This is a genomic window from Paraburkholderia sp. EG286A, assembly GCF_040965375.1.
Classification (GTDB): domain Bacteria; phylum Pseudomonadota; class Gammaproteobacteria; order Burkholderiales; family Burkholderiaceae; genus Paraburkholderia.
The window spans coordinates 13,069-31,811 of the sequence record NZ_JBFRCB010000007.1 but is presented as its reverse complement, the minus strand read 5'-3'; the positions used below and the strand labels follow the sequence as shown (position 1 = coordinate 31,811).

17 protein-coding genes are annotated in these 18,743 nt (G+C 66.0%); 12 read left to right on the top strand and 5 right to left on the bottom strand.

From position 1 onward, the window contains the following. Positions 1 to 109: 109 nt before the first annotated feature. Complete coding sequence (locus tag AB4Y35_RS30090) at positions 110 to 766, top strand: helix-turn-helix domain-containing protein (RefSeq protein ID WP_028203801.1); 657 nt, start codon at positions 110 to 112, stop codon at positions 764 to 766. A gap of 80 nt (positions 767 to 846) precedes the next feature. Here the strand turns inward: AB4Y35_RS30090 and AB4Y35_RS30085 are convergent, their stop codons facing one another. Continuing rightward, on the bottom strand, positions 847 to 2,496 hold the full coding sequence (locus tag AB4Y35_RS30085) for an alkaline phosphatase family protein (RefSeq protein ID WP_368707259.1): 1,650 nt from the start codon (positions 2,494 to 2,496) through the stop codon (positions 847 to 849). Positions 2,497 to 2,796: 300 nt separating this feature from the next. Here AB4Y35_RS30085 and AB4Y35_RS30080 point away from each other — a divergent pair, with 300 nt between their 5' ends. Then, on the top strand, positions 2,797 to 3,792 hold the full coding sequence (locus AB4Y35_RS30080) for a Gfo/Idh/MocA family protein (protein WP_368707258.1): 996 nt from the start codon (positions 2,797 to 2,799) through the stop codon (positions 3,790 to 3,792). Positions 3,793 to 3,814: 22 nt separating this feature from the next. On the opposite strand, the gene AB4Y35_RS30075 is transcribed toward AB4Y35_RS30080, so the two are convergent. Next, a complete protein-coding gene (locus tag AB4Y35_RS30075) occupies positions 3,815 to 4,750 on the bottom strand; it encodes a LysR family transcriptional regulator (protein ID WP_368707257.1) in 936 nt (311 codons plus the stop codon). A 138-nt stretch (positions 4,751 to 4,888) separates the two neighbouring features. On the opposite strand from AB4Y35_RS30075, the gene AB4Y35_RS30070 reads away from it, so the two are divergent. The 3 genes from AB4Y35_RS30070 to AB4Y35_RS30060 all read left to right on the top strand — a co-directional run bounded on the left by AB4Y35_RS30070 (position 4,889) and on the right by AB4Y35_RS30060 (position 6,823). After that, on the top strand, positions 4,889 to 5,725 hold the full coding sequence (locus AB4Y35_RS30070; RefSeq protein WP_368707256.1) for an MFS transporter: 837 nt from the start codon (positions 4,889 to 4,891) through the stop codon (positions 5,723 to 5,725). A 49-nt stretch (positions 5,726 to 5,774) separates the two neighbouring features. Continuing rightward, a complete protein-coding gene (locus tag AB4Y35_RS30065; protein ID WP_368707255.1) occupies positions 5,775 to 6,296 on the top strand; it encodes a hypothetical protein in 522 nt (173 codons plus the stop codon). Positions 6,297 to 6,394: 98 nt separating this feature from the next. Further along, a complete protein-coding gene (locus AB4Y35_RS30060) occupies positions 6,395 to 6,823 on the top strand; it encodes a nuclear transport factor 2 family protein (RefSeq protein ID WP_368707254.1) in 429 nt (142 codons plus the stop codon). A 79-nt stretch (positions 6,824 to 6,902) separates the two neighbouring features. Here the strand turns inward: AB4Y35_RS30060 and AB4Y35_RS30055 are convergent, their stop codons facing one another. After that, positions 6,903 to 8,309: an MFS transporter gene (locus AB4Y35_RS30055; protein ID WP_368707253.1), complete on the bottom strand. Its 1,407-nt coding sequence runs from the start codon at positions 8,307 to 8,309 to the stop codon at positions 6,903 to 6,905. Between the two features lie 467 nt (positions 8,310 to 8,776). Between AB4Y35_RS30055 and AB4Y35_RS30050 the strand changes: the two genes are divergently transcribed. The 6 genes from AB4Y35_RS30050 (at position 8,777) to AB4Y35_RS30025 (ending at position 15,559) form a co-directional block, all read left to right on the top strand. Continuing rightward, entirely contained in the window at positions 8,777 to 9,745 is a 969-nt protein-coding gene (locus tag AB4Y35_RS30050) for an AraC family transcriptional regulator (protein ID WP_368707252.1), read from the top strand. A gap of 135 nt (positions 9,746 to 9,880) precedes the next feature. Continuing rightward, positions 9,881 to 10,939 (top strand): sugar ABC transporter substrate-binding protein, encoded by a 1,059-nt coding sequence (locus AB4Y35_RS30045; RefSeq protein WP_368707251.1) that lies wholly within the window; start codon positions 9,881 to 9,883, stop codon positions 10,937 to 10,939. Between the two features lie 60 nt (positions 10,940 to 10,999). After that, positions 11,000 to 11,830 (top strand): ATP-binding cassette domain-containing protein, encoded by an 831-nt coding sequence (locus tag AB4Y35_RS30040; RefSeq protein WP_368693874.1) that lies wholly within the window; start codon positions 11,000 to 11,002, stop codon positions 11,828 to 11,830. 11 nt (positions 11,831 to 11,841) lie between these two features. After that, positions 11,842 to 13,149, top strand: a complete 1,308-nt coding sequence (locus AB4Y35_RS30035; protein WP_368707250.1) for a sugar ABC transporter permease — start codon at positions 11,842 to 11,844, stop codon at positions 13,147 to 13,149. A gap of 34 nt (positions 13,150 to 13,183) precedes the next feature. Then, positions 13,184 to 13,912, top strand: a complete 729-nt coding sequence (locus AB4Y35_RS30030) for an SDR family oxidoreductase (protein ID WP_368707249.1) — start codon at positions 13,184 to 13,186, stop codon at positions 13,910 to 13,912. 18 nt (positions 13,913 to 13,930) lie between these two features. Beyond that, the gene (locus AB4Y35_RS30025) at positions 13,931 to 15,559 is read left to right on the top strand and encodes an FGGY-family carbohydrate kinase (protein ID WP_368707248.1); all 1,629 of its coding nucleotides are present in this window, start codon (positions 13,931 to 13,933) and stop codon (positions 15,557 to 15,559) included. 23 nt (positions 15,560 to 15,582) lie between these two features. Here the strand turns inward: AB4Y35_RS30025 and AB4Y35_RS30020 are convergent, their stop codons facing one another. After that, entirely contained in the window at positions 15,583 to 16,848 is a 1,266-nt protein-coding gene (locus tag AB4Y35_RS30020; RefSeq protein ID WP_368707247.1) for a multidrug effflux MFS transporter, read from the bottom strand. 215 nt (positions 16,849 to 17,063) lie between these two features. Here AB4Y35_RS30020 and AB4Y35_RS30015 point away from each other — a divergent pair, with 215 nt between their 5' ends. Beyond that, positions 17,064 to 17,327, top strand: a complete 264-nt coding sequence (locus AB4Y35_RS30015) for a DUF6723 family protein (RefSeq protein ID WP_368707246.1) — start codon at positions 17,064 to 17,066, stop codon at positions 17,325 to 17,327. Between the two features lie 37 nt (positions 17,328 to 17,364). Here the strand turns inward: AB4Y35_RS30015 and AB4Y35_RS30010 are convergent, their stop codons facing one another. Further along, positions 17,365 to 18,480: a Kelch repeat-containing protein gene (locus AB4Y35_RS30010; RefSeq protein WP_368707245.1), complete on the bottom strand. Its 1,116-nt coding sequence runs from the start codon at positions 18,478 to 18,480 to the stop codon at positions 17,365 to 17,367. Positions 18,481 to 18,743: the final 263 nt, after the last annotated feature.

Genomic DNA, 18,743 nt, shown 5'->3' with positions numbered 1-18,743 from the left:
GAGTCGTTCGATGCTCTCACCCGTCGCAGGATCGGCTATCGTCGTGCGCCAAAGCAGCCGCGCTCCTCTCGCCGGAACGCCGCCCAGCGCGCGCTGTTCCGGATGCGCCATGCGCCACCTTTGCATGCCGCAAGGCCTGCCGGCAGAAGACCTGCCGAAGCTCGAGGCGCTGATCTGCGGGGCGCGCAAGGTGCGCCGCGGGGAGGCGCTGTATCGCTCGGGCGACCGCTTCGACAGCCTCTACGCCGTGCGCTCCGGCTCGCTCAAGACGCTGATCGTCAATCGCGACGGCCGCGAGCAGATCACCGGGCTGCGTCTCGCGGGCGACGCGCTGGGGCTCGACGGCATCGCCACCGACGTGCACGCGTTCAGCGCCGTTGCGCTCGAAGACAGCTCGATTTGCACGCTTCCCTACGCCGCGCTCAAGGGCTTGTGCCGCGAAAGCGGCACGATGCAGGACCGGCTGCACCGGCTCATGGGCGACCAGTTCAACCAGGAAGCCTCGCAGATGATGGTGCTGGGCTCGCTCACCGCCGAAGAGCGCGTGGCCGCCTTCCTGCTCGACGTGTCGTCGCGCAACTGGCAGCGCGGTTATTCGCAGGCGGAGTTCCGTCTGCGCATGTCGCGTGAAGATATGGGCAGCTACCTCGGCATCACGCTCGAAACCGTGAGCCGGATCTTGTCGCGCTTCCAGAAGCGCGGCCTGATCGACGCGCAGGGCAAGCTGATCCGCATCTGCGATATCGAAGGGCTGCAGACGGTCTAGGCGGGCCGCTGACGAGGCAGCCATCGGACCGTCCGATGACTGCCGCCGCCAGCCGCGCCTTGCGCGGCTTCCAACTCTCCTTACTTCTCGTCGAGACCCAGCCCCGGCAGGCGATGCGTGCCTTCGAGCTGAACCGCGTGCAGCAGATGCGGATCGAGGTCGAGCGCGCTCAGGATCGTCGGTGCGACCTGGGTCGTGAAGACGTAGTGGTCGTCCGTACGGCCGGCGTGGTGAATGCCGGGGAACGACACGACGAGACCCAGATGGCTGTCGTCGGGCGCGTTGCCGCCGTGCTCTTCATCCTTCGCCGTGCTCGACGTATAGATCACGCCCGGATTCGGCTGCACGATGATGTCCGGCGTGCGGCCGTTCGACGGATTGCCGAACCAGTCGGCGAGGCGGTCACCCGTGAGGATGTACGCCTGCGGGCCGTCCGCGCAAATGCCCGGCGCGTTACAGCTCAGGTTCGCCTGCAGCGTCTTCACCACGGCGTCCTTCTGGCTCTGATCGCGCAGCCAGATCAGGCCCACGTCGTCGGTCTGCACCATGCCCGTGCCCGGGAGGCCCGAACCGTCGTTCAGGTTGCCCGTCTTCGTGTTGTTCTGACCGAAGTTGCCGGTCGAGTCCAGATAGTTATTGGCCTCGAGCAGCTTCGTGAGCGTGTCGCCGTTCTTCACCAGCTTCGAGTGATCGGTCGGCGACTGGCCGTGCTTGGCCGTCACGATGATGAGCGTCGACGAGTAGAGATTGCGCTGCTTCAGTTCCTGCACCACGCGGCCGAGCGAGTTGTCCAGGTACGTGATTGCAGCCGCGACCTGCGGGCCGGGCGTGAAGTCGGCGTCGAGATAGCCGCCCTGGTTTGCCACCGGCGACTTCTGCGCGACGCTGAGCGTCTGGAAGTTCGTGCCGAACATCGTGGGCACCGGCGCGCTCGTCTTGCCCGTCGAGTCGAGGCCGTCGATCTCGTTGATCAGCGCCTGCACGTGGATGTTGTCGAAGACTTCGGTATGCGTGTAGGTGTCGAGGTAATACGTGCCCGTCTTGGGGTCGATCGAGTTGATCTCGGTGCGCGCCAGATCGTCCACGCCCTTGCCCGAAGGACCGTTGACCCAGTCGTAGCCCCACGCATGCTTGTCCGCCCACGCGGTGCGCGCGCCGTGGATGTTCTGCTTGATGACTTCGAAGACCGTGTTCGTCTTGATGTAATTGTGCGGGTACACGGGCGTGCAAACGCCATTGACCTTCGCGTAGGGAATGGCTTGCGGATTGAACGCGCCGCCACCGTCGAGATGGGTCAGCGCGCCGCCGTTCTCGCCGTCGATGCCGGTCGTCTCGTCGAACACGACGTTCCAGCCTTGCGGGCCCTTGCAGTGCGAATCGAGCGGTGCGTAGAGCGTACGGTCATATGACACGTCATAGAAGAGGCCTGCGCTCTTCGGCGAGCCGCCCGTCACCAGCGCCGTGAGGCCCGGGAACGAGTCGGACAGATGCGGCGTATGGGCGTTCGTATAGGTCACGCCCGACTTCGCGAGCAGCGCGAGGTTGGGGCAGGCATTGCTGCCGATGCAACGCGTCACGTCCTGTTCATGCAGGCCGTCAAAACTGATGAGCAGGACGTGCTTCACATCCTTCATGTCGCCTGCGTAAGCCGTTGTGTGCACACCCGCAAGTGCCATGGCACCCGCGCCAACGACTGCGCCTAACCGCGACCACCGGGTCGTATTCTCCATCTTTCACCTCGTTTTTTGGTTTGCATTTGTGGGGAACTGCGAGGGACCTGCGCACAGCCCGAGCAATGTGGGGCTAGAAGGCGAATCTCTCGTGACGCCATGCTTTCATCTCGCCGTCAGTTGTTATCAGTTGTTGCAAGACGCGTTCGCCAGCGTGAGAGGTGAGGGTTTTCGCGGGTGTAAACTCCTGCATTCGAGCGTATGCCGTTCACTGTGCAGCGCTCGTTTGCAATGCTCGTCAAGAGTGAGTTCCATTCAGTCCATTCCGGGCATCACATCATCGAATTCAAAGGGAACGTCATGGCAAAGGATGAAATCGTCTGGGGTATCCTGGGTACGTCGAAGATCAACGACAAGGTCGTCGTGCCCATGCACCACGCACCGAAGTGCCGCGTAAAAGCGATTGCTTCGCGTTCAGCGCAGAAGGCCCAGGCGGCCGCGGCGAAGTACGGACTCGCGCACGCGTACGACAGTTACGAGGCGCTGCTGGCCGACCCCGAAATCGATGCGATCTATATACCGTTGCCCAATCATCTTCACGTGGAGTGGACGATCAAGGCCGTCGAGGCCGGCAAGCATGTGCTATGCGAAAAACCGATCGGGCTCGATGCGCAACAGGCACAGCGCTTGATCGCCGCGCGCGACAAGAGCGGTCGGTACATCCAGGAAGCCTTCATGGTGCGCACGCATCCGCAGTGGCTCAAGGTGCAGGCGTTGATCGAAGAGGGTGCGATAGGCGAATTGCGCGCGGTGACCGGTGGCTTTACCTACTTCAACACCAATGCGCAGGACATTCGCAACCATAGCGATATGGGTGGCGGCGGCTTGCTCGATATCGGCTGTTATCCGATCACGACCTCGCGCCTCATTCTCGGGCGTGAGCCGAAGCGCGTGGTCGCGCTGATGGAGCGCGACCCGTCGTTCGACGTGGACCGGCTTGGCTCCGTGCTGATGGATTTCGACGGCGTGCAAGCGAGTTTCTTTTACTCCACCCAGGTTCATCCTTACCAGCGCATGCAGTTTCACGGCACGACCGGGCGCATCGAGGTCGAGATCCCGTTCAACGCGCCGAATGACCGGCCGACGCGGCTGCTGTTGAGCCAGCAGGGAGAAGCGGATCGCTGGCTGGAGTTGCCGGTATGCGATCAGTACGGCGTGGCAGCGGCGGTTTTTGCCGAGGCGATTTTGAACGGCACGCCTCAGGCAATTGCGCTGGAAGACGCCAGCGCAAACATGCGCGTGATCGACGCCGTATTCCGTTCGGCCCGCTCGGGCGCGTGGGAAAGCATCGCTTGACGTCGAAGCGCCGCGGGTGGGTTCAACGGTTTTTGGCTTGACCCGCGCCCGCCTTGCGGCTCTTCACATGGTCGATGAACGCGCGCAGCTTGGGCATGATCTGGCGGCGGCTCGGATAGCAGAGAAATACGCCCGGCAGCATCGGCGCGTAGGCGTCGAGCACGCGCACGAGTTTGCCCGCTTTCACCGCGTCGGCAACCATCGGCTCGGGTAGCTGGGCGAGGCCGATGCCTTCGAGCGCGGCGCCCATCATGGTCGGGAAATCGCTGGCGATCAGCGGTCCGGAGACGGCGATCTCCATGGCGTGCCCGTGGTCGTCGAATGACCATGAAGCCAGCGCGCCGTTGGAGCGCCGCCAGCGCAAGCAGGCGTGCTCGCGCAGATCGTCCGTGTGGCGGGGTCGTTTGTTGGTGGAAAGATAGGCAGGACTACCGACGACGACGAGACGAAACGGCGGTGTCAGCGGCACCGCCACCATGTCGGCGGCCACCAGTTGGCCGAGCCGGATGCCGGCGTCGAAGCCTTCCGCCGCGAGATCGACCACCTCCTTGCTCACGGCGATTTCCACCTCCACTTCGGGATACGCCTGGCAGAACGAAGCGAGCAGCGGCTCCAGCAGCAACGGCACGACCGCGCGCGGCACGGAGAGCCGCAACAAACCCGTAGGGCGCTGGCCGAGGTCGCGTGCGACTTCGCTCGCGGCGACCAGTTCCTCGAAGGCGGGCTTGGCGCGCGAGAGAAACCGTTCGCCGGCCTCGGTCAGGCCGACGCTGCGCGTGGTGCGCACGAACAGCGCCGCGCCGATGCGTTCTTCGAGCACACGCACCGCCTGGCTGATGGCCGAAGGCGTCACCCCGAGGTCCGCTGCCGCCTTGCGAAAGCTGCGGTGCCTGGCAACGCTCAGGAACGCCTCCACGCCATCGAGCGCACCTTGCCGGACTGTGAAGTTCTGCTTCATAGCGCATCAACATTGTGATGAATAGTCGCTCGCGGGAATCGATGGTACACCTAACGTGCCAGCCGATGACGCGCGCAAAGCGCGTCGCGCGCAGGCAGGATCCACCGCGAAGTCCGGCATTCATCTGGAGAACCGTCGATGAGCACGCCCGCCGTTCCCGTTGGCATCATCCCGCCGCGCCCGGCCTGGCGCAGCCTGCGCTGGATTGCGCCGCTCACGTTGCTGTGGATTGCCGTGATGTACTGGCTGCCCGCGATTCCGGGCAGCGGTTTTCAAACCACGGCGCACCAGCTCGTGGCCCAGATGTTCATGGCGCTCGGATTGTGGCTCGGGCTCGAACGCACCGACCTGACGCTGAACCAGCGCCGCGCGACCTGGCTTGTGATTCTCATGGCGCATGCGCTTTGGTTTGCAGTCGTCTGGAGCGCGGCGATCCATGGCGTCTTTCGGCTGAGTGCCGTACCGCCGCCGCTGCCAATGCTGCCGTTGGCGATATTCCTGCCGGTGATGGTCGGCGCGCCGCTACTACTGTTGTCGAAGCGGGTCGGCCAAGTGCTCGACGCGATGCCGGCGGCCTGGCTCATCGCGCTGCAGTTTTACCGCGTGTTCGGCAGTTGGGCGATCGCAGCGTGGCTGCACGGCGCGATGGCCGGCGTGGACGCGTTGCCGGCGGGCACCGGCGACCTGCTGACCGGCCTGTTTGCCGTGCCGGCGGCCATCGCGGTGGCGAGCGGGACGGCGCAGGGGCGCAAGGCCGCCATCGCCTGGAACCTGTTTGGACTCGCCGATTTCGCCGTCGCCGTGACGCTGGGGATGATCACGGCGCCCGGCCGGTTCCAGTTGATCGCGCCGGATCTGCCGAGCCTCAACGCGGGCACCTGGCCGTACGTACTGACGCCCGCGTTCGTCGTGCCCAGTTCGATCCTGTTGCATGCGCTTTCGCTGCGGCAACTGTTCCGGCGTCGCGCCGCATGATCTCGCTCCGTTTCATCCACTCATCGCAACGCACCTTGCAGGAGGCAGCATGTCACCGGAATCGATTTTTCGTTTGCATCTCGCGCTAGGGTATGTCGCGTGGCTCCTTTGTTTTACCGTGTACGTCTGGCCCCGGCTCAAGTCGATGGACCCATTCGACGCACAGCGCGCGATCGCCACGCTGCACAGCTTCCGCTTCTTCGGGCTGGTCTTCATGCTGCCGGGCGTCGTGAGTCCCGATTTGCCCGCGAGCTTCGCCGTGCCCACCGGCTATGGGGACCTCGCAACGGGGGCGCTGGCCATGCTGGCGCTGCTCGCGGCGAGAAAGCGTCCCGTGTTCTGGTTCTTCGTCGTGGCGTTCAATCTCGTGGGCGCGGTGGATCTGGCTTTTGCCTACTACCACGCCATCCAGGCCGGCGTGCCTGTACACGCGGGAGAACTGGGCGCGACCTACGTGATTCCCGTGATCGTCGTGCCGCTGCTGGCGATTACGCATGGCGCCGCCTTTTATTTGCTGCTGCGTCCGCAGGGCAAGGCCGCCCGGGTGCTCGCCAACGCTTCGCGCACCTGAAAGGCAGGGCGGCGAATTCACTGGACAGAGGCCAGGCGGCGTTGCTTTAATAAGCAGCCGTTCATTCGCCAACGCAACCTGGTTCAGGAGACAACCCAGTGGACAAAGCCGCCGATCCGGTCTTGCAGGTGCTGCACCAGTACAAAGCCGCGGTACTGGCCAAAGACGTCGACGCGTTCGTCGCGCTCTACGACCCCGACATCCTGGCCTTCGACATGTGGGGCGCCTGGACGTACGAGGGCATCGCGTCATGGCGCAACATGGTGGAGGGCTGGTTCGGCTCGCTGGGCGCCGAGCGCGTGATCGTGGATTTCAGCGAGGCGCAGACCGTCGTCTCCCAGGACCTCGCCGTGGTCCACGCCTTCGTGACCTACAAAGCGGTCGCGGCGGACGGCGACGAATTGCGCTCGATGGACAATCGCATCACCGCAACGCTCAGGCAAACGGGCGAGGGCTGGAAGATCTTCCATCAGCATTCGTCCTCGCCGATCGATCCCGCGACGACGAAGGTCATTTTCAAACGTTAGTCGCTGCAAAGCAAAATGCCCGACACGCGGTCGGGCATTTCGATCGGAACATGACGGGCGCGTGCGGCCCGCCATGCCGTTACTGCTGCGCCTTGCCAGGCACCTGTTGTCCGCGCAACGAACAGCCCTTCGTTTCGATCACGAAGAAGAGTGCGATGGCGCCGACCGCGCACGCGGCCATCATGTAGTACGCCGGGACGAGCGGGCTGCCGGTCTTGTCCACGAGCCAGTCGCTCACGATCGGCGCGGTGCCGCCGAACAGCGAGGTCGAGACGTTGTAGGCAATCGCCATCCCCGCGTAACGCACTTGCGTCGGGAACATGGCCGGGAACATCGCCGAGATGGTCGCGAGCTGCGGCGCATAGAGCAGGCCGAGCACGGCGAAGCCGATCAGCGCGCCGGCCACGCCGTGGCGCATCAGCATGAACATCGGCACGGCGGCAACGAACAGCCCGACGAGCGAGAACCACCAGAGCGTCTTGCGGCCCACGTGATCGGAGAGCCGGCCCGCGAACGGCAGCAGGGCCATCATCGTGAGCATGCCGATGAGCGGAATGAGCAGCGACATGTTCTCGCTCACGCCCAGTTCCTTGTGCATGTACGTCGGCATATACGCGAGCAGCACGTAGTTCACGACATTGAGCGCAACCACGAGCCCGCCCAGCAGCACGAGCGGCACGCGATGCTCGCGCAGCAGCGTGCCCAGCGAAATGGCCGGGCGCTCCCGCTCCTGTTGCTCGAACTTCTCTTCCATCTCGCGGAACACGGGCGTGTCCTCGATGCGCGAACGCAGATAGAAGCCGATCAAGCCCAGCGGCGCCGCGACGAGGAACGGCAGGCGCCAGCCCCACGCATGCATCGCATCGTTGCCGAGCGCGAGCGACGCCGCGAGCATCAGCAAGGCGCCCAGCGAAAAGCCGGCCAGCGTGGCGAACTCGAGGAAACTCCCGCAGAAGCCGCGCCGCGCGTCGGGCGCGTATTCAGCCATGAAGGTCGCTGCCCCGCCATATTCGCCGCCGGTGGAGAAGCCCTGGATCATGCGCAAGACGATGAGCGCGGCCGGGGCGATCCAGCCGGCTTTCGCATAGGTCGGCAGCAGGCCCACGAGCAGCGTGGCGCCCGACATCAGCAGCACGGTCAGCGCGAGCACTTTCTTGCGCCCGAAGCGGTCGCCGAGCGGGCCCCAGAACAGGCCGCCGAGCGGGCGAATCAGAAATGAAATGGCGAAGGTGCCGAGCCCGAACAGCGTAGCGCTTGCCGTGCTGCCCGGAAACAGCGCCGCGGAGATATAGGCGAGCCCATAGGCGTAGATGCCATAGTCGAACCACTCGGTTGCGTTGCCGAGCGCGGCGGCGGTAATGGCGCGGCGTGGCAGTGTGTGCGCGCTGCCGGTGGGGGCGGCGTGCTGGTCGTGGTCGGGAGTCGACGTATCGTCCCATAGGGACCGGCCCGGCGTGGGGGAATGCCAAGTTTCGGCGAATCGCATAAGACGTCCTCTTGTCAGGAACCGCGGCCCGAATGGCGCGCTTGAGCGATCAAGTTAGTCCCGTCAATTTCTGTTTCCGATGTCATAGGACGATTTCGCATCGGGACTTTCCCTGCCTGCGCATCACGAGTACCCGTCGCGCGGGGGAAGTGGCGACTTTTGACCACTCTTTGGCTTCGCGCTCAATCATGCGGCAGCAACATTTGCCGTTTTTGTGGTGGTTGACCAGTCTCGCCGTTCGCCGGCGAGGGCTGTTGCTATGCACAAAAGTTGACTTCCGGCACACTGGAATCGGCCCAGGACTAACCCGAATGCAAGAAAGTATCAGTCTGCGGTCTGATTTTCAGTGGTGGATACGTGCCGCGGCGGGTAATTTTCAGTCATGGCGGCGCGCGGTCCGAGGGTAGGTCCAGCCTATGCGCGAGCAACCGTCGCAGAACAAGAAAAACCGTGCAGGAGGAGTCGAGATGCAAACCATTGGGGCAGCCACGACGCGCGCGAGCGCGCCTTGCGCCACACATTCCCAGCCTGACCTCGAACTGGTCGCCGTGCCGCGCGACGAGTCGTTCAAGGTCTGGTCGCACGGCTACCCCTATCGAACGGTGCGCTGGCACTTCCATCCCGAGTACGAAATCCACCTCATTACCTCGACCACGGGCAAGTATTTCGTGGGCGATTTCATCGGCAGCTTCGCGCCCGGCAATCTCGTGATGATCGGCCCGAACTTGCCGCACAACTGGGTAAGCAGCGTGCCGCACGACGAGCCGGTGGACGAACGTTGTCTCGTCCTCCAGTTCGATGCGGAATTCATCGCGCGCGCGATCGAGGCGTTTCCCGAATTCAGGCGCGTGGAAGGGCTGCTCGACGCGTCGCGCTGGGGGCTGCTGTTCACGCCGGCAACGGGCGCGGCCGCCGAGCCGATCCTGCGCGAGATGCTGGGCGCACAGGGCATGCGGCGCGTCACGCTCTTCATCGACCTGCTCGATCTGCTCGTGCAAAGCGAGGAGCCCGCGGCGCTCGCCAGCGAGGCGTATCGGGCCGACCCGGCCCGCTATGCGGGCACGCGCATCAATCACGTGCTCGCCTTCATCGGCAAGAATCTCTCCCAGGAGCTGCGCGAAACGGAGCTGGCGGAACTGGCCGGGCAGAGCGTAAGCGCGTTTTCGCGCTATTTCCGCCGCCATACGGGCGTGTCGTTCGTCCGCTACGTGAACCAGCTGCGCATCAATCTGGCGTGCCAGCTACTGATGTCGGGCGAACTGAACATCACGGACATCTGCTATCAGGTGGGCTTCAACAACCTCTCGAATTTCAACCGCCAGTTCCTGTTGATCAAGGAAATGTCGCCGTCGCGCTGGCGCTCGTATCAGCGGCTCAACGCCGCGAGCGCGGCCAGCAAGAGCGAAGCCGTGTACGGCGCGCCCGCGATCGGCTAGCGGATCGCCCAGCAAGACACTTTCAAACGCAGTGCGCATGTCAGGTATTGCGCAGGACGAACTCACACGTTCACCAGGCAGCACGACAGCACCGGCAACCCTACCCGGCATTCAACCAAAAAACGGAGACACCCAATGACCCGACTTCACACCCAACTGATCGGCGCCGCCGCACTCAGTCTCGCCCTTGCGGGCATCACGTCGGCTTGCGCCGCGCCGAGCGGCACGGTCGCGTTCCTGATGCCCGACCAGGCCTCCACGCGCTACGAGCAGCACGATTTCCCCGGTTTCAAGGCCGAAATGGGCAAGCTCTGCCCCGACTGCAAGGTGCTCTACCAGAACGCGAATGCCGATGCCTCGCAGCAGCAGCAACAGTTCAATTCGGTGATCGCGCAGGGCGCGAAGGTCATCGTGCTCGATCCGGTGGACTCCACGGCCGCAGCTTCGCTCGTGCATATGGCGCAGAGCCAGGGCATCAAGGTCATCGCGTATGACCGGCCCGTGCCGTCCACGCCGGCCGATTACTACGTTTCATTCGACAACGAGGAAATCGGCAAGTCCATCGCCCAGTCGCTCGTGCAGCATCTGAAAGAGTCGGGCGTGGCCGGGAGCAAGGGCGGCGTGCTCGAAGTGAACGGCTCGCCGACCGACGCCGCCGCGGGGCTCATCAAGAAGGGCATTCACGAAGGGCTGCAGGGCAGCGGCTACAAGACGCTCTCCGAGTACGACACGCCGGAGTGGGCGCCGCCCAAGGCGCAGCAGTGGGTGAGCGGGCAGGTCACGCGCTTCGGGCCGCAGATCGTGGGCGTCGTGGCCGCCAACGACGGCACGGCGGGCGGCACCATCGCGGCCTTCAAGGCGGCGGGCATGAATCCGGTGCCGCCGGTCACGGGTAACGACGCGACCACGGCGGGCCTGCAACTGATCATCGCGGGCGACCAGTACAACACGATCCTCAAGCCCAGCGAGATCGTGGCGGGTGCGGCGGCCAAGGTGGCCGTGGGCTTCCTCGACGGCAAGCCCGTGAAGGGCGAGACGACGCTCTTCAAGACGCCCACGCAACTGTTCAAGCCGGCCGTCATCACGCAGAAGAACATCAAGGCCGAGGTGGTGGACAAGGGCTTCGCGAAAGCGTCGGACCTGTGCACGGGCCGTTACGCCGACGGCTGCAAGAAGCTCGGCATCGGCGGCTGATACGCATGGCTGGGCCCGGCGCGCGCCGGGCCCTGAGAGCAACGAAGAGGTACCCATTTCATGACTGACGAATCAACGAACCGCGCAACGAACCGCGCCACGGCACACGGCGCGCCCGGCGAGCTGGTGCTGAGCCTGCGCGGCGTCTCGAAGCACTTCGGCGCGGTTTCGGCCCTCACGGATATCGAGCTCGACGTGCATGCGGGCGAGGTGGTCGCCCTCGTCGGCGACAACGGCGCGGGCAAATCGACGCTCGTGAAGATTCTGGCGGGCGTGCACCAGCCGAGCGCCGGGACGATCACGTTTCGCGGCCAGCCGGTGAACCTGTCCGATCCGGGCACGGCCCTCGACCTGGGGATCGCGACGGTGTTCCAGGACCTCGCGCTGTGCGAGAACCTCGACGTCGTGGCGAACATCTTCCTCGGCCGCGAGTTGAGCCCGTACCGGCTCGACGAGGTCACGATGGAAGTGAAGGCCTGGACGCTCCTCAACGAGCTTTCGGCGCGCATTCCCAGCGTGCGCGACGTGGTCGCCTCGCTCTCGGGCGGCCAGCGCCAGACCGTGGCGATCGCGCGCTCGCTGCTGCTCGACCCGAAACTCATCATGCTCGACGAACCGACCGCCGCGCTCGGCGTGGCCCAGACCGCCGAGGTGCTGAACCTGATCGAGCGCGTGCGCGACCGCGGCCACGCCGTCATCATGATCAGCCACAACATGGAAGACGTGCGCGCCGTGGCCGACCGCATCGTCGTGCTGCGCCTCGGCCGTAACAACGGGATCTTTTATCCCGACTCCTCCAACGCCGAACTCGTGGCGGCGATCACCGGGGCGACCGAAAACGCGGTGTCGCGCCGCGCGGGCCGCCGCCAGGCGCAACAGGACGTGCAATGAAAGGAACGATCATGAGCAAGACTATCCATGGCGCTCCGCAGCCTGAAAACCCGGACGCCCCAAAGGCCGATTCAAAGCCCGATGCGAAGCCATCCACGCTGCTAGACCGCAGCGACGTGCGCGTGAAGCATGCGAGCGGAATCGGCGAGAGCGTGTCCGCATTCGTCGACCGCGTGCGCTCGGGCGACCTCGGCTCGCTCCCGGTCATCGCGGGGCTCGTGATCATCTGGACGGTGTTCACGAGCCTGAACCCCGTGTTTCTCTCCGCCGACAACCTCGTGAACATGCTGTTCGACTGCTCGACGGTCGGCGTCATTTCGCTCGGCATCGTCTGCGTGCTGCTGCTCGGGCAGATCGATCTCTCGGTGGGCTCGATGAGCGGCTTCGCCTCGGCGCTGGTCGGCACATTGTGGGTCAACGACGGCTGGCCCGTGCTGCTCGCCATCGTTGCCGCGATCGCGGTGGGCGCGGTGATCGGCGCGCTGTATGCGCTGCTGCTCAACTGGATCGGCATGCCAAGTTTCGTCTCGACGCTCGCGGGGCTGCTCGCCATCCTCGGCATGCAGCTCTATGTGCTCGGCTCGACGGGGTCGATCAATTTGCCCTACGGCTCGGCGATGGTGAACTTCGGACAACTGATGGTGATCCCGCCGGTCGTCTCACACGTGATCGCGCTGCTGCCCGGTATCGTGCTCCTGCTGCTCGGCCTGCGCACGCGCACGCGCCGCCATGCGGCCAGGCTTTCGGCGCCTTCGGTCGCAGGCCTGCTCGGGCGCGCCGCGGCGCTGACCGTGTTCTTCGAAATCGTCGTGGCCTATCTCAACCGCGGGCGTGGCGTGCCGCTGATGTTCGGCCTCTTTCTGGGTCTCGCGGTCGTCATGCAGTACGCGCTCACGCGCACGCGCTGGGGCCGTTCGATGCACGCCGTGGGCGGCAATCACGAAGCCGCGCGGCGCGCGGGTATCAAGGTCGGCGCGATCTATACGAGCGCCTTCGTGCTGTGCGCGAGCCTCGCCGCCATCGGCGGCGTGCTGACGGCGGCGCGCCTTGCTTCGGCGAGCCAGCAGGCCGGCACCGGCGACGTCAACCTCAACGCCATCGCGGCGGCCGTGATCGGCGGCACGAGCCTGTTCGGCGGGCGCGGCAGCGCATGGTCGGCCGTGCTCGGCATCATCGTGATCCAGTCGATTGCGAGCGGTCTGACGCTGCTGAACCTGTCGTCGTCGCTGCGCTTCATGATTACCGGCGCCGTGCTGGCCATTGCGGTGATCGTCGATTCGCTCGCCCGCCAGTCGCGTGTTTCGCACGGCCGCGCCTAAGGCGTTCGAACCTGATTCAAGGAGAAAGTCACCCATGTCTGAATCGATCAAGGGAAAGGTCGCCGCCATTACGGGCGCGGCGTCCGGCATCGGCTTCGCGTGCGTGCGCGCGCTCGTGGACGAAGGCGCGAAAGTCGTGCTGATCGACCGCGCAGCGGACCGGCTCGCGAAATGTTGCGCGGAGCTCGGGCCCAACGCGCTGCCGCTCGCCATGGACCTGCTCAACCCCGCGGACTATCCGACGATGCTGCCAAGGATCCTCGATCTCGCCGGCGGGCTCGATATCTTCCACGCCAACGCGGGCGCGTATGTCGGCGGCGAGGTGGCGAACGGCAATCCCGACGAGTGGGACCGCATGCTCAACCTGAACATCAACGCCGCGTTTCGCTCGGTGCATGCGGTGCTGCCGCACATGATCGCGCAGAAGTCGGGCGACATCATTTTCACGAGTTCGGTGGCGGGCGTCGTGCCGGTGGTGTGGGAGCCCATTTACACGGCCTCGAAGTTCGCGGTGCAGGCCTTTACGCACACCGTGCGCCGCCAGGTCGCGAAGCACGGCGTGCGCGTGGGCGCGGTGCTGCCGGGCCCCGTGGTCACGGCCTTGCTCGACGACTGGCCCAAGGCGAAGATGGACGAAGCGCTGGCCCAGGGCAGTCTCATGCAGCCGAAAGAAGTGGCCGATTCCGTGGTATTCATGCTCACGCGGCCGCGCAACGTCACCATTCGCGACCTCGTGATCCTGCCGAACAGTGTCGATCTGTAAACCCACAGTCAACCAGCCATGACCTCAAATCACCAGGCCGGCGGCGCACGCCATACCGTCGGCGTCGATGTGGGCACGGGCAGCGCCCGCGCCGGCATTTTCGATTCCGCCGGACGCATGCTGGCGTCGGCGAAACACGACATCAGCGTGTTTCACGAGAGCGGCGCCATCGTCGAGCAATCGAGCACGCAGATCTGGAACGCCGTGTGCCAGGCGGTGAAGGACGCGCTCGCGCAGGCCGCGATCTCGCCGGAGCAGATCGCCGGGATCGGCTTCGACGCCACCTGTTCGCTCGTCGTGCTGGGCGAGGGCGGCACGCCGCTGCCCGTTGGCCCGTCCGAGGTGGCCGAGCGCGACATCATCGTGTGGATGGACCATCGCGCCGTGGAGCAGGCCGAGCGCATCAACGCCACGGGCCACGATGTGCTGCGCTTCGTGGGCGGCAAGATCTCTCCCGAGATGGAGACGCCCAAGCTACTGTGGCTGCTGGAAAACCGGCCCGAGGTGTTCGCCGCGGCCTGGCAGTTCTTCGACCTGACCGACTTCCTCACGTGGCGCGCCACGGGCGATCTTTCGCGCTCCACCTGCACCGTGACCTGCAAGTGGACCTATCTCGCGCACGAGCAGCGCTGGGACGAGAGCTACTTCCGCACCGTGGGTCTCGGCGTGCTTGCCGACGAAGGCTTCGCGCGCATCGGCCGCACGATCGTCGAGCCGGGCACGCCGCTCGGCAGCGGGCTCACGCCCGAGGCCGCCGCGCAGCTCGGCCTGCGCGCGGGCACCGCCGTCGCGACGGGCGTGATCGACGCGCACGCGGGCGGCATCGGCACGGTCGGCGCGCAAGGGCAGCCCGAGGCGTGCCTCGCGTATGTGTTCGGCACCTCGTCATGCACGATGACGACCACGCGCGACCCCGTGTTCGTGCCCGGCGTGTGGGGGCCGTACTACGCGGCGATGGTGCCCGGTGCGTGGCTCAACGAAGGCGGGCAGTCGGTGGCGGGCGCGGCGATCGAGCGCTTGCTCACGATGCATCCGCTCGCTGCAGAAGCCGCGAGCCGCGCGGCGAGCGAAGGCCAGTCGCTGCCGACGATGCTTGCCGGGCTGGCGGTTCAGGCTGCGCAGGGTGAATCGGGCGCGGTGCGCCTCGCGCACGATGCAGGCCTGCATGTCGTGCCGGAATTCCTCGGCAACCGCGCGCCGTTCGCCGATCCGCACGCGCGGGCCGTCATCGCGGGACTCGGCATGGAGACGGACATGGAGAGCCTCGTCGCGCTCTATGTCGCGGGCATCGGCAGTATCGGCTATGGGCTGCGGCAGATCATCGAGGTGCAGGCCCAGGCGGGCGCGCCGATCGAGCAGGTCGTGATCAGCGGCGGTGCAGGCAGGCTCGACCTCGTGCGCCAGCTGCTCGCGGACGCAACGGGCAAGCCCGTGCTGGCCACCCACGCCGAGGAGCCCGTCCTGCTGGGCGCGGCCATGCTGGGCGCCGTGGCTGGCGGGCTATACGAAAACGCGCGCGAGGCGATGGCCGCGATGTCGCAAATCAGCAAGGTCTACGCGCCGGCCACAGGCGAGATCGCGGCGCTGCACGAAGCGCGTTTCCGCGCCTTCACGCAGTTGCAGGACGTGGCGCGCGCGATCCGATAATGGCCTGATTGGTAGCTAGTGGCTCAGGCCGCCTCGCCGCTGCGCTGCGCGAGCGCGGCGGCAGCCTGACTCTGCGCGAGATGGCGCAGCAGCTTCGTCACCATCACGACGACGGTGAGCGCGAGCAGCACGAAGAACACCGCGAGCGGCGTGAGCACGTGCACGGAGACAAAGCCGGCCAGCCCCATCATCGCCGAGGAAACGAGCAGCAGCGCGCAGCCGAGAATCGCGCTCGTCAAGCCCGCGATATGCGGGAACAGCGAATTGCCCTTGGCCATCAGCGTGGGGTACATCGCACCCGCGCACAGACCCATCACGAGTACCGGAACGGCGAGCGTCCACACGCGCAGGCCCACCGTGAGCGCGAGCACGAGCATCGCGATCGACGCGCCCGCCATCACGCGCGCCCCCACACGCAGACGTTGCTCCGGGGTAGGCAGGCGCGGGCCGTGGAGCCGGTTCGAGAGGCCGCCCAGGAAATACATCAGGCCGATGCCGAGCGCGAGATAGCCGAAGAAGGTGGGCGGCCGGTGCAGCGTGTTCTGCACCATGAACGGCCCGACGACGTTGAAGACGAGCAGGATGCTGTAGCACAGGCCCTGGGCGAGAAAGCAGCTCTGGAACACCGGGCTCGCGAGCACCTTGCCCGCGTTCGCGATGAGCGTGCGCGGCTCCAGCCGCACCGGTTGCCGCAAGGTCTCGCGAAAGCGCCACAGCAGCGCCCACATCACCAGCGAATACAGGAGCAGGAACACGAGGCAGGCCTTCCAGCCGAACAGCTCCTGCAGATGCGCGCCGATCACGGGCGCGATGATCGGCGCGAGCCCCCACGTAATCGACATGTAGGTGAACGCGTGCATGAGCGCGGTGCCCACGAACGAGTCGGTGATGATGGCTTTGGCGAGCAGATTGGTCGCGGCGATGCCGAAGCCCTGCAGGCAGCGTGCAAGGACGAAGGTTTCCAGATTCGGCGCGGCCAGCGAGAGCAGACAGCCGAGCGTATAGATCACGAGCCCGAAGGCCAGCACGCGCTTGCGCCCGAGGGCGTCGGAAATCGGCCCGAAGATGAGCTGGCCGAACGCGTAGGCGGCGAGATAAACGGACACGCTCGACTGGATCGCCTGCGGCGACGTCGCAAAGTAGCGCGCCATGGCCGGCAGTGCGGGCACGTAGATGTCGATGGCGAGCTGTCCGGCGGAGGCGAACAGGCAGATCAGGAACAGCAGGAAGCGCGGCGAGTTCGCCGGGCGTGCGGCGGTGGCTGGACGTTCGGGCAGATCGTGGGTCATGACAGCGTGAGAAGGGCGGATTCCGGTGCGGCGGCGCGGGAGCGGCCGGGCTGCCTGTTCGGAAAGCGCGTTCGGATCACGAACACAGCGTCCGGCGCGGCGGCGTAGGCGCGTATTGTGCCCGTTATCGCCGACTTCCGTGCGACGCCCCTCTCAGGCGCGGCGCTTGCTGGGCATCCGCATATCTCGCCCTGGATATCCCCCGGAGTGCCGACATGCCAGAGAAAAGGCCGAAAGAGGCCGCGCGCCGCCCGACTAGTGCGGAAGACTACGAAGTCTTCTGCGGCGAGCAGATCGACGGCGCGGGCCGCTACTACGGATTGCTGCGGATTCGCCGCAAGACCGATGGGCGGCTCATCTATCCGTTCGACGGCTGTCCGCGTCCGGGGCCGTGCGCAACGGGGCCGCTGGCAAGGCAACAGGCACTGACGCTCGCCGATGAGCTGATTCGCGCGGACATCGCGATGCCCGAAGGGTGAGCCGGCCCTGCATGCCGAAGGCGGAGCATGCCCAGGCTCAAAGCGCAAACACTTCGTGCACCGAACTCTGAAACACGCCGCCATTCATCGGGCCGCCGCCCGCCACATGAATCGCATCGCCCACGACCGCCGCGCCCATGCCATGACGCGGCGTGAGCATGGGCGCATAGGCCTGCCATGAATCGCTAGCCGGATCGTAGCCCTCGTTCTGCCCGAAGACGCGCCGCGTGCCTTCCCCACCCATGCAGAAGAACCGCCCCCGCCACGCCGCGCCGCCGTGACCGGAGCGCGGTGTGGGCATGGGCGCGCGTTCTTCCCAGGCGTCGCGCTTCGCGTCGTAGGCCACGTGCATGCCGGTGTTGAAGTCGAACGTATCCATGCGGCCGCCGGCCACGAGGATCCAGCCCGCGAGCGAGACGGCCGCCGTGTGGTCGCGCGGACCGGGAATGGGCGCGAGCGTCTTCCAGCTGTCGCTCTGCGGGTCGTACGCCTCGTGCCAGTCCACCGAGCGCGTGTCGCGGCCACCGATCGCGTGCAGCAGGCCGTCGTGCGCCACGACGGAAATCGCGCCGCGCGAGCCGCGCGAAAGCGGGTGGATCGCGTGCCAGCGGTCGTCGGCCACGACATAGGCGTAGCAGTCGGGCACGGCGATGCGGTTCTGCTCGACGAAGCCGCCCATCGCATAGACCACACCGTCGAGCGCCGCCACGCCGATATGATTCGCGCCGCGCGGAACGGGCGCGGCGTTGCGCCAGGCGCCGAGCGCCGCATCGAATACGTGGTGATAGGCTCGCGCGACCTGGCCCGCGCCATAGCCGCCGATCACGTGCATGCGCTCGCCCTCGCTCGTCGCCCACGCCATTTCGCTGCGCGGCAATGGCAAGGGCGCGGCCGTGGCCCACGCGCCTTGCGGCGTGGCGCGCGGCGCGCTCGAGTAAAAGAAGCGCTGCGTGAACGCTGCGGGCGGCAGCTGCGTGGCATTGGGGTCGCGCAGGCTCGCGTACAGTCCGCCGCGCTGGGCCGTCTGCATCGCTTGCGGGTCTTCGGGCATGGCCTGCATGTCCTCCGCAGCCATCGCGCCACGCTGCTCGTACCAGGCGGTGCTGCCCGCGGCGAGGCTCAGTTCGAGGAAGCGGCGACGGGAAAGCGGCATGGCGAACCTCGCGGAGGTGGGCGGGAGGCGGGACGGCATCGAGCGCGCTTTTTCCGGCGCTTTTCTCACTCGCGCGGCGCGCAGTGGACACGGTACTCGCTTACGCTGTCGCCCACCTTGCGTGAGTGTGCATGCCCGATTGAGGGCGCGATCGTCTCCGCGTCGCCACGCTGCATCGTCGGGCGTGTCGAGAATTTCATTTCGCGACGGGCCGGTCGGGGAGAATTGGATACTCCGCCATTTGGAGAATCCGCTTAATTTTG

Coding starts and splice junctions, on each gene's coding strand:
- AB4Y35_RS30090 (WP_028203801.1), top strand. CDS start 110: ATGCGCCACCTTTGCATGCCGCAAGGCCTGCCGGCAGAAGACCTGCCG.
- AB4Y35_RS30065 (WP_368707255.1), top strand. CDS start 5,775: ATGTCACCGGAATCGATTTTTCGTTTGCATCTCGCGCTAGGGTATGTC.
- AB4Y35_RS30080 (WP_368707258.1), top strand. CDS start 2,797: ATGGCAAAGGATGAAATCGTCTGGGGTATCCTGGGTACGTCGAAGATC.
- AB4Y35_RS30010 (WP_368707245.1), bottom strand. CDS start 18,480: ATGCCGCTTTCCCGTCGCCGCTTCCTCGAACTGAGCCTCGCCGCGGGC.
- AB4Y35_RS30025 (WP_368707248.1), top strand. CDS start 13,931: ATGACCTCAAATCACCAGGCCGGCGGCGCACGCCATACCGTCGGCGTC.
- AB4Y35_RS30035 (WP_368707250.1), top strand. CDS start 11,842: ATGAGCAAGACTATCCATGGCGCTCCGCAGCCTGAAAACCCGGACGCC.
- AB4Y35_RS30055 (WP_368707253.1), bottom strand. CDS start 8,309: ATGCGATTCGCCGAAACTTGGCATTCCCCCACGCCGGGCCGGTCCCTA.
- AB4Y35_RS30085 (WP_368707259.1), bottom strand. CDS start 2,496: ATGGAGAATACGACCCGGTGGTCGCGGTTAGGCGCAGTCGTTGGCGCG.
- AB4Y35_RS30020 (WP_368707247.1), bottom strand. CDS start 16,848: ATGACCCACGATCTGCCCGAACGTCCAGCCACCGCCGCACGCCCGGCG.
- AB4Y35_RS30030 (WP_368707249.1), top strand. CDS start 13,184: ATGTCTGAATCGATCAAGGGAAAGGTCGCCGCCATTACGGGCGCGGCG.
- AB4Y35_RS30050 (WP_368707252.1), top strand. CDS start 8,777: ATGCAAACCATTGGGGCAGCCACGACGCGCGCGAGCGCGCCTTGCGCC.
- AB4Y35_RS30015 (WP_368707246.1), top strand. CDS start 17,064: ATGCCAGAGAAAAGGCCGAAAGAGGCCGCGCGCCGCCCGACTAGTGCG.
- AB4Y35_RS30045 (WP_368707251.1), top strand. CDS start 9,881: ATGACCCGACTTCACACCCAACTGATCGGCGCCGCCGCACTCAGTCTC.
- AB4Y35_RS30040 (WP_368693874.1), top strand. CDS start 11,000: ATGACTGACGAATCAACGAACCGCGCAACGAACCGCGCCACGGCACAC.
- AB4Y35_RS30070 (WP_368707256.1), top strand. CDS start 4,889: ATGAGCACGCCCGCCGTTCCCGTTGGCATCATCCCGCCGCGCCCGGCC.
- AB4Y35_RS30075 (WP_368707257.1), bottom strand. CDS start 4,750: ATGAAGCAGAACTTCACAGTCCGGCAAGGTGCGCTCGATGGCGTGGAG.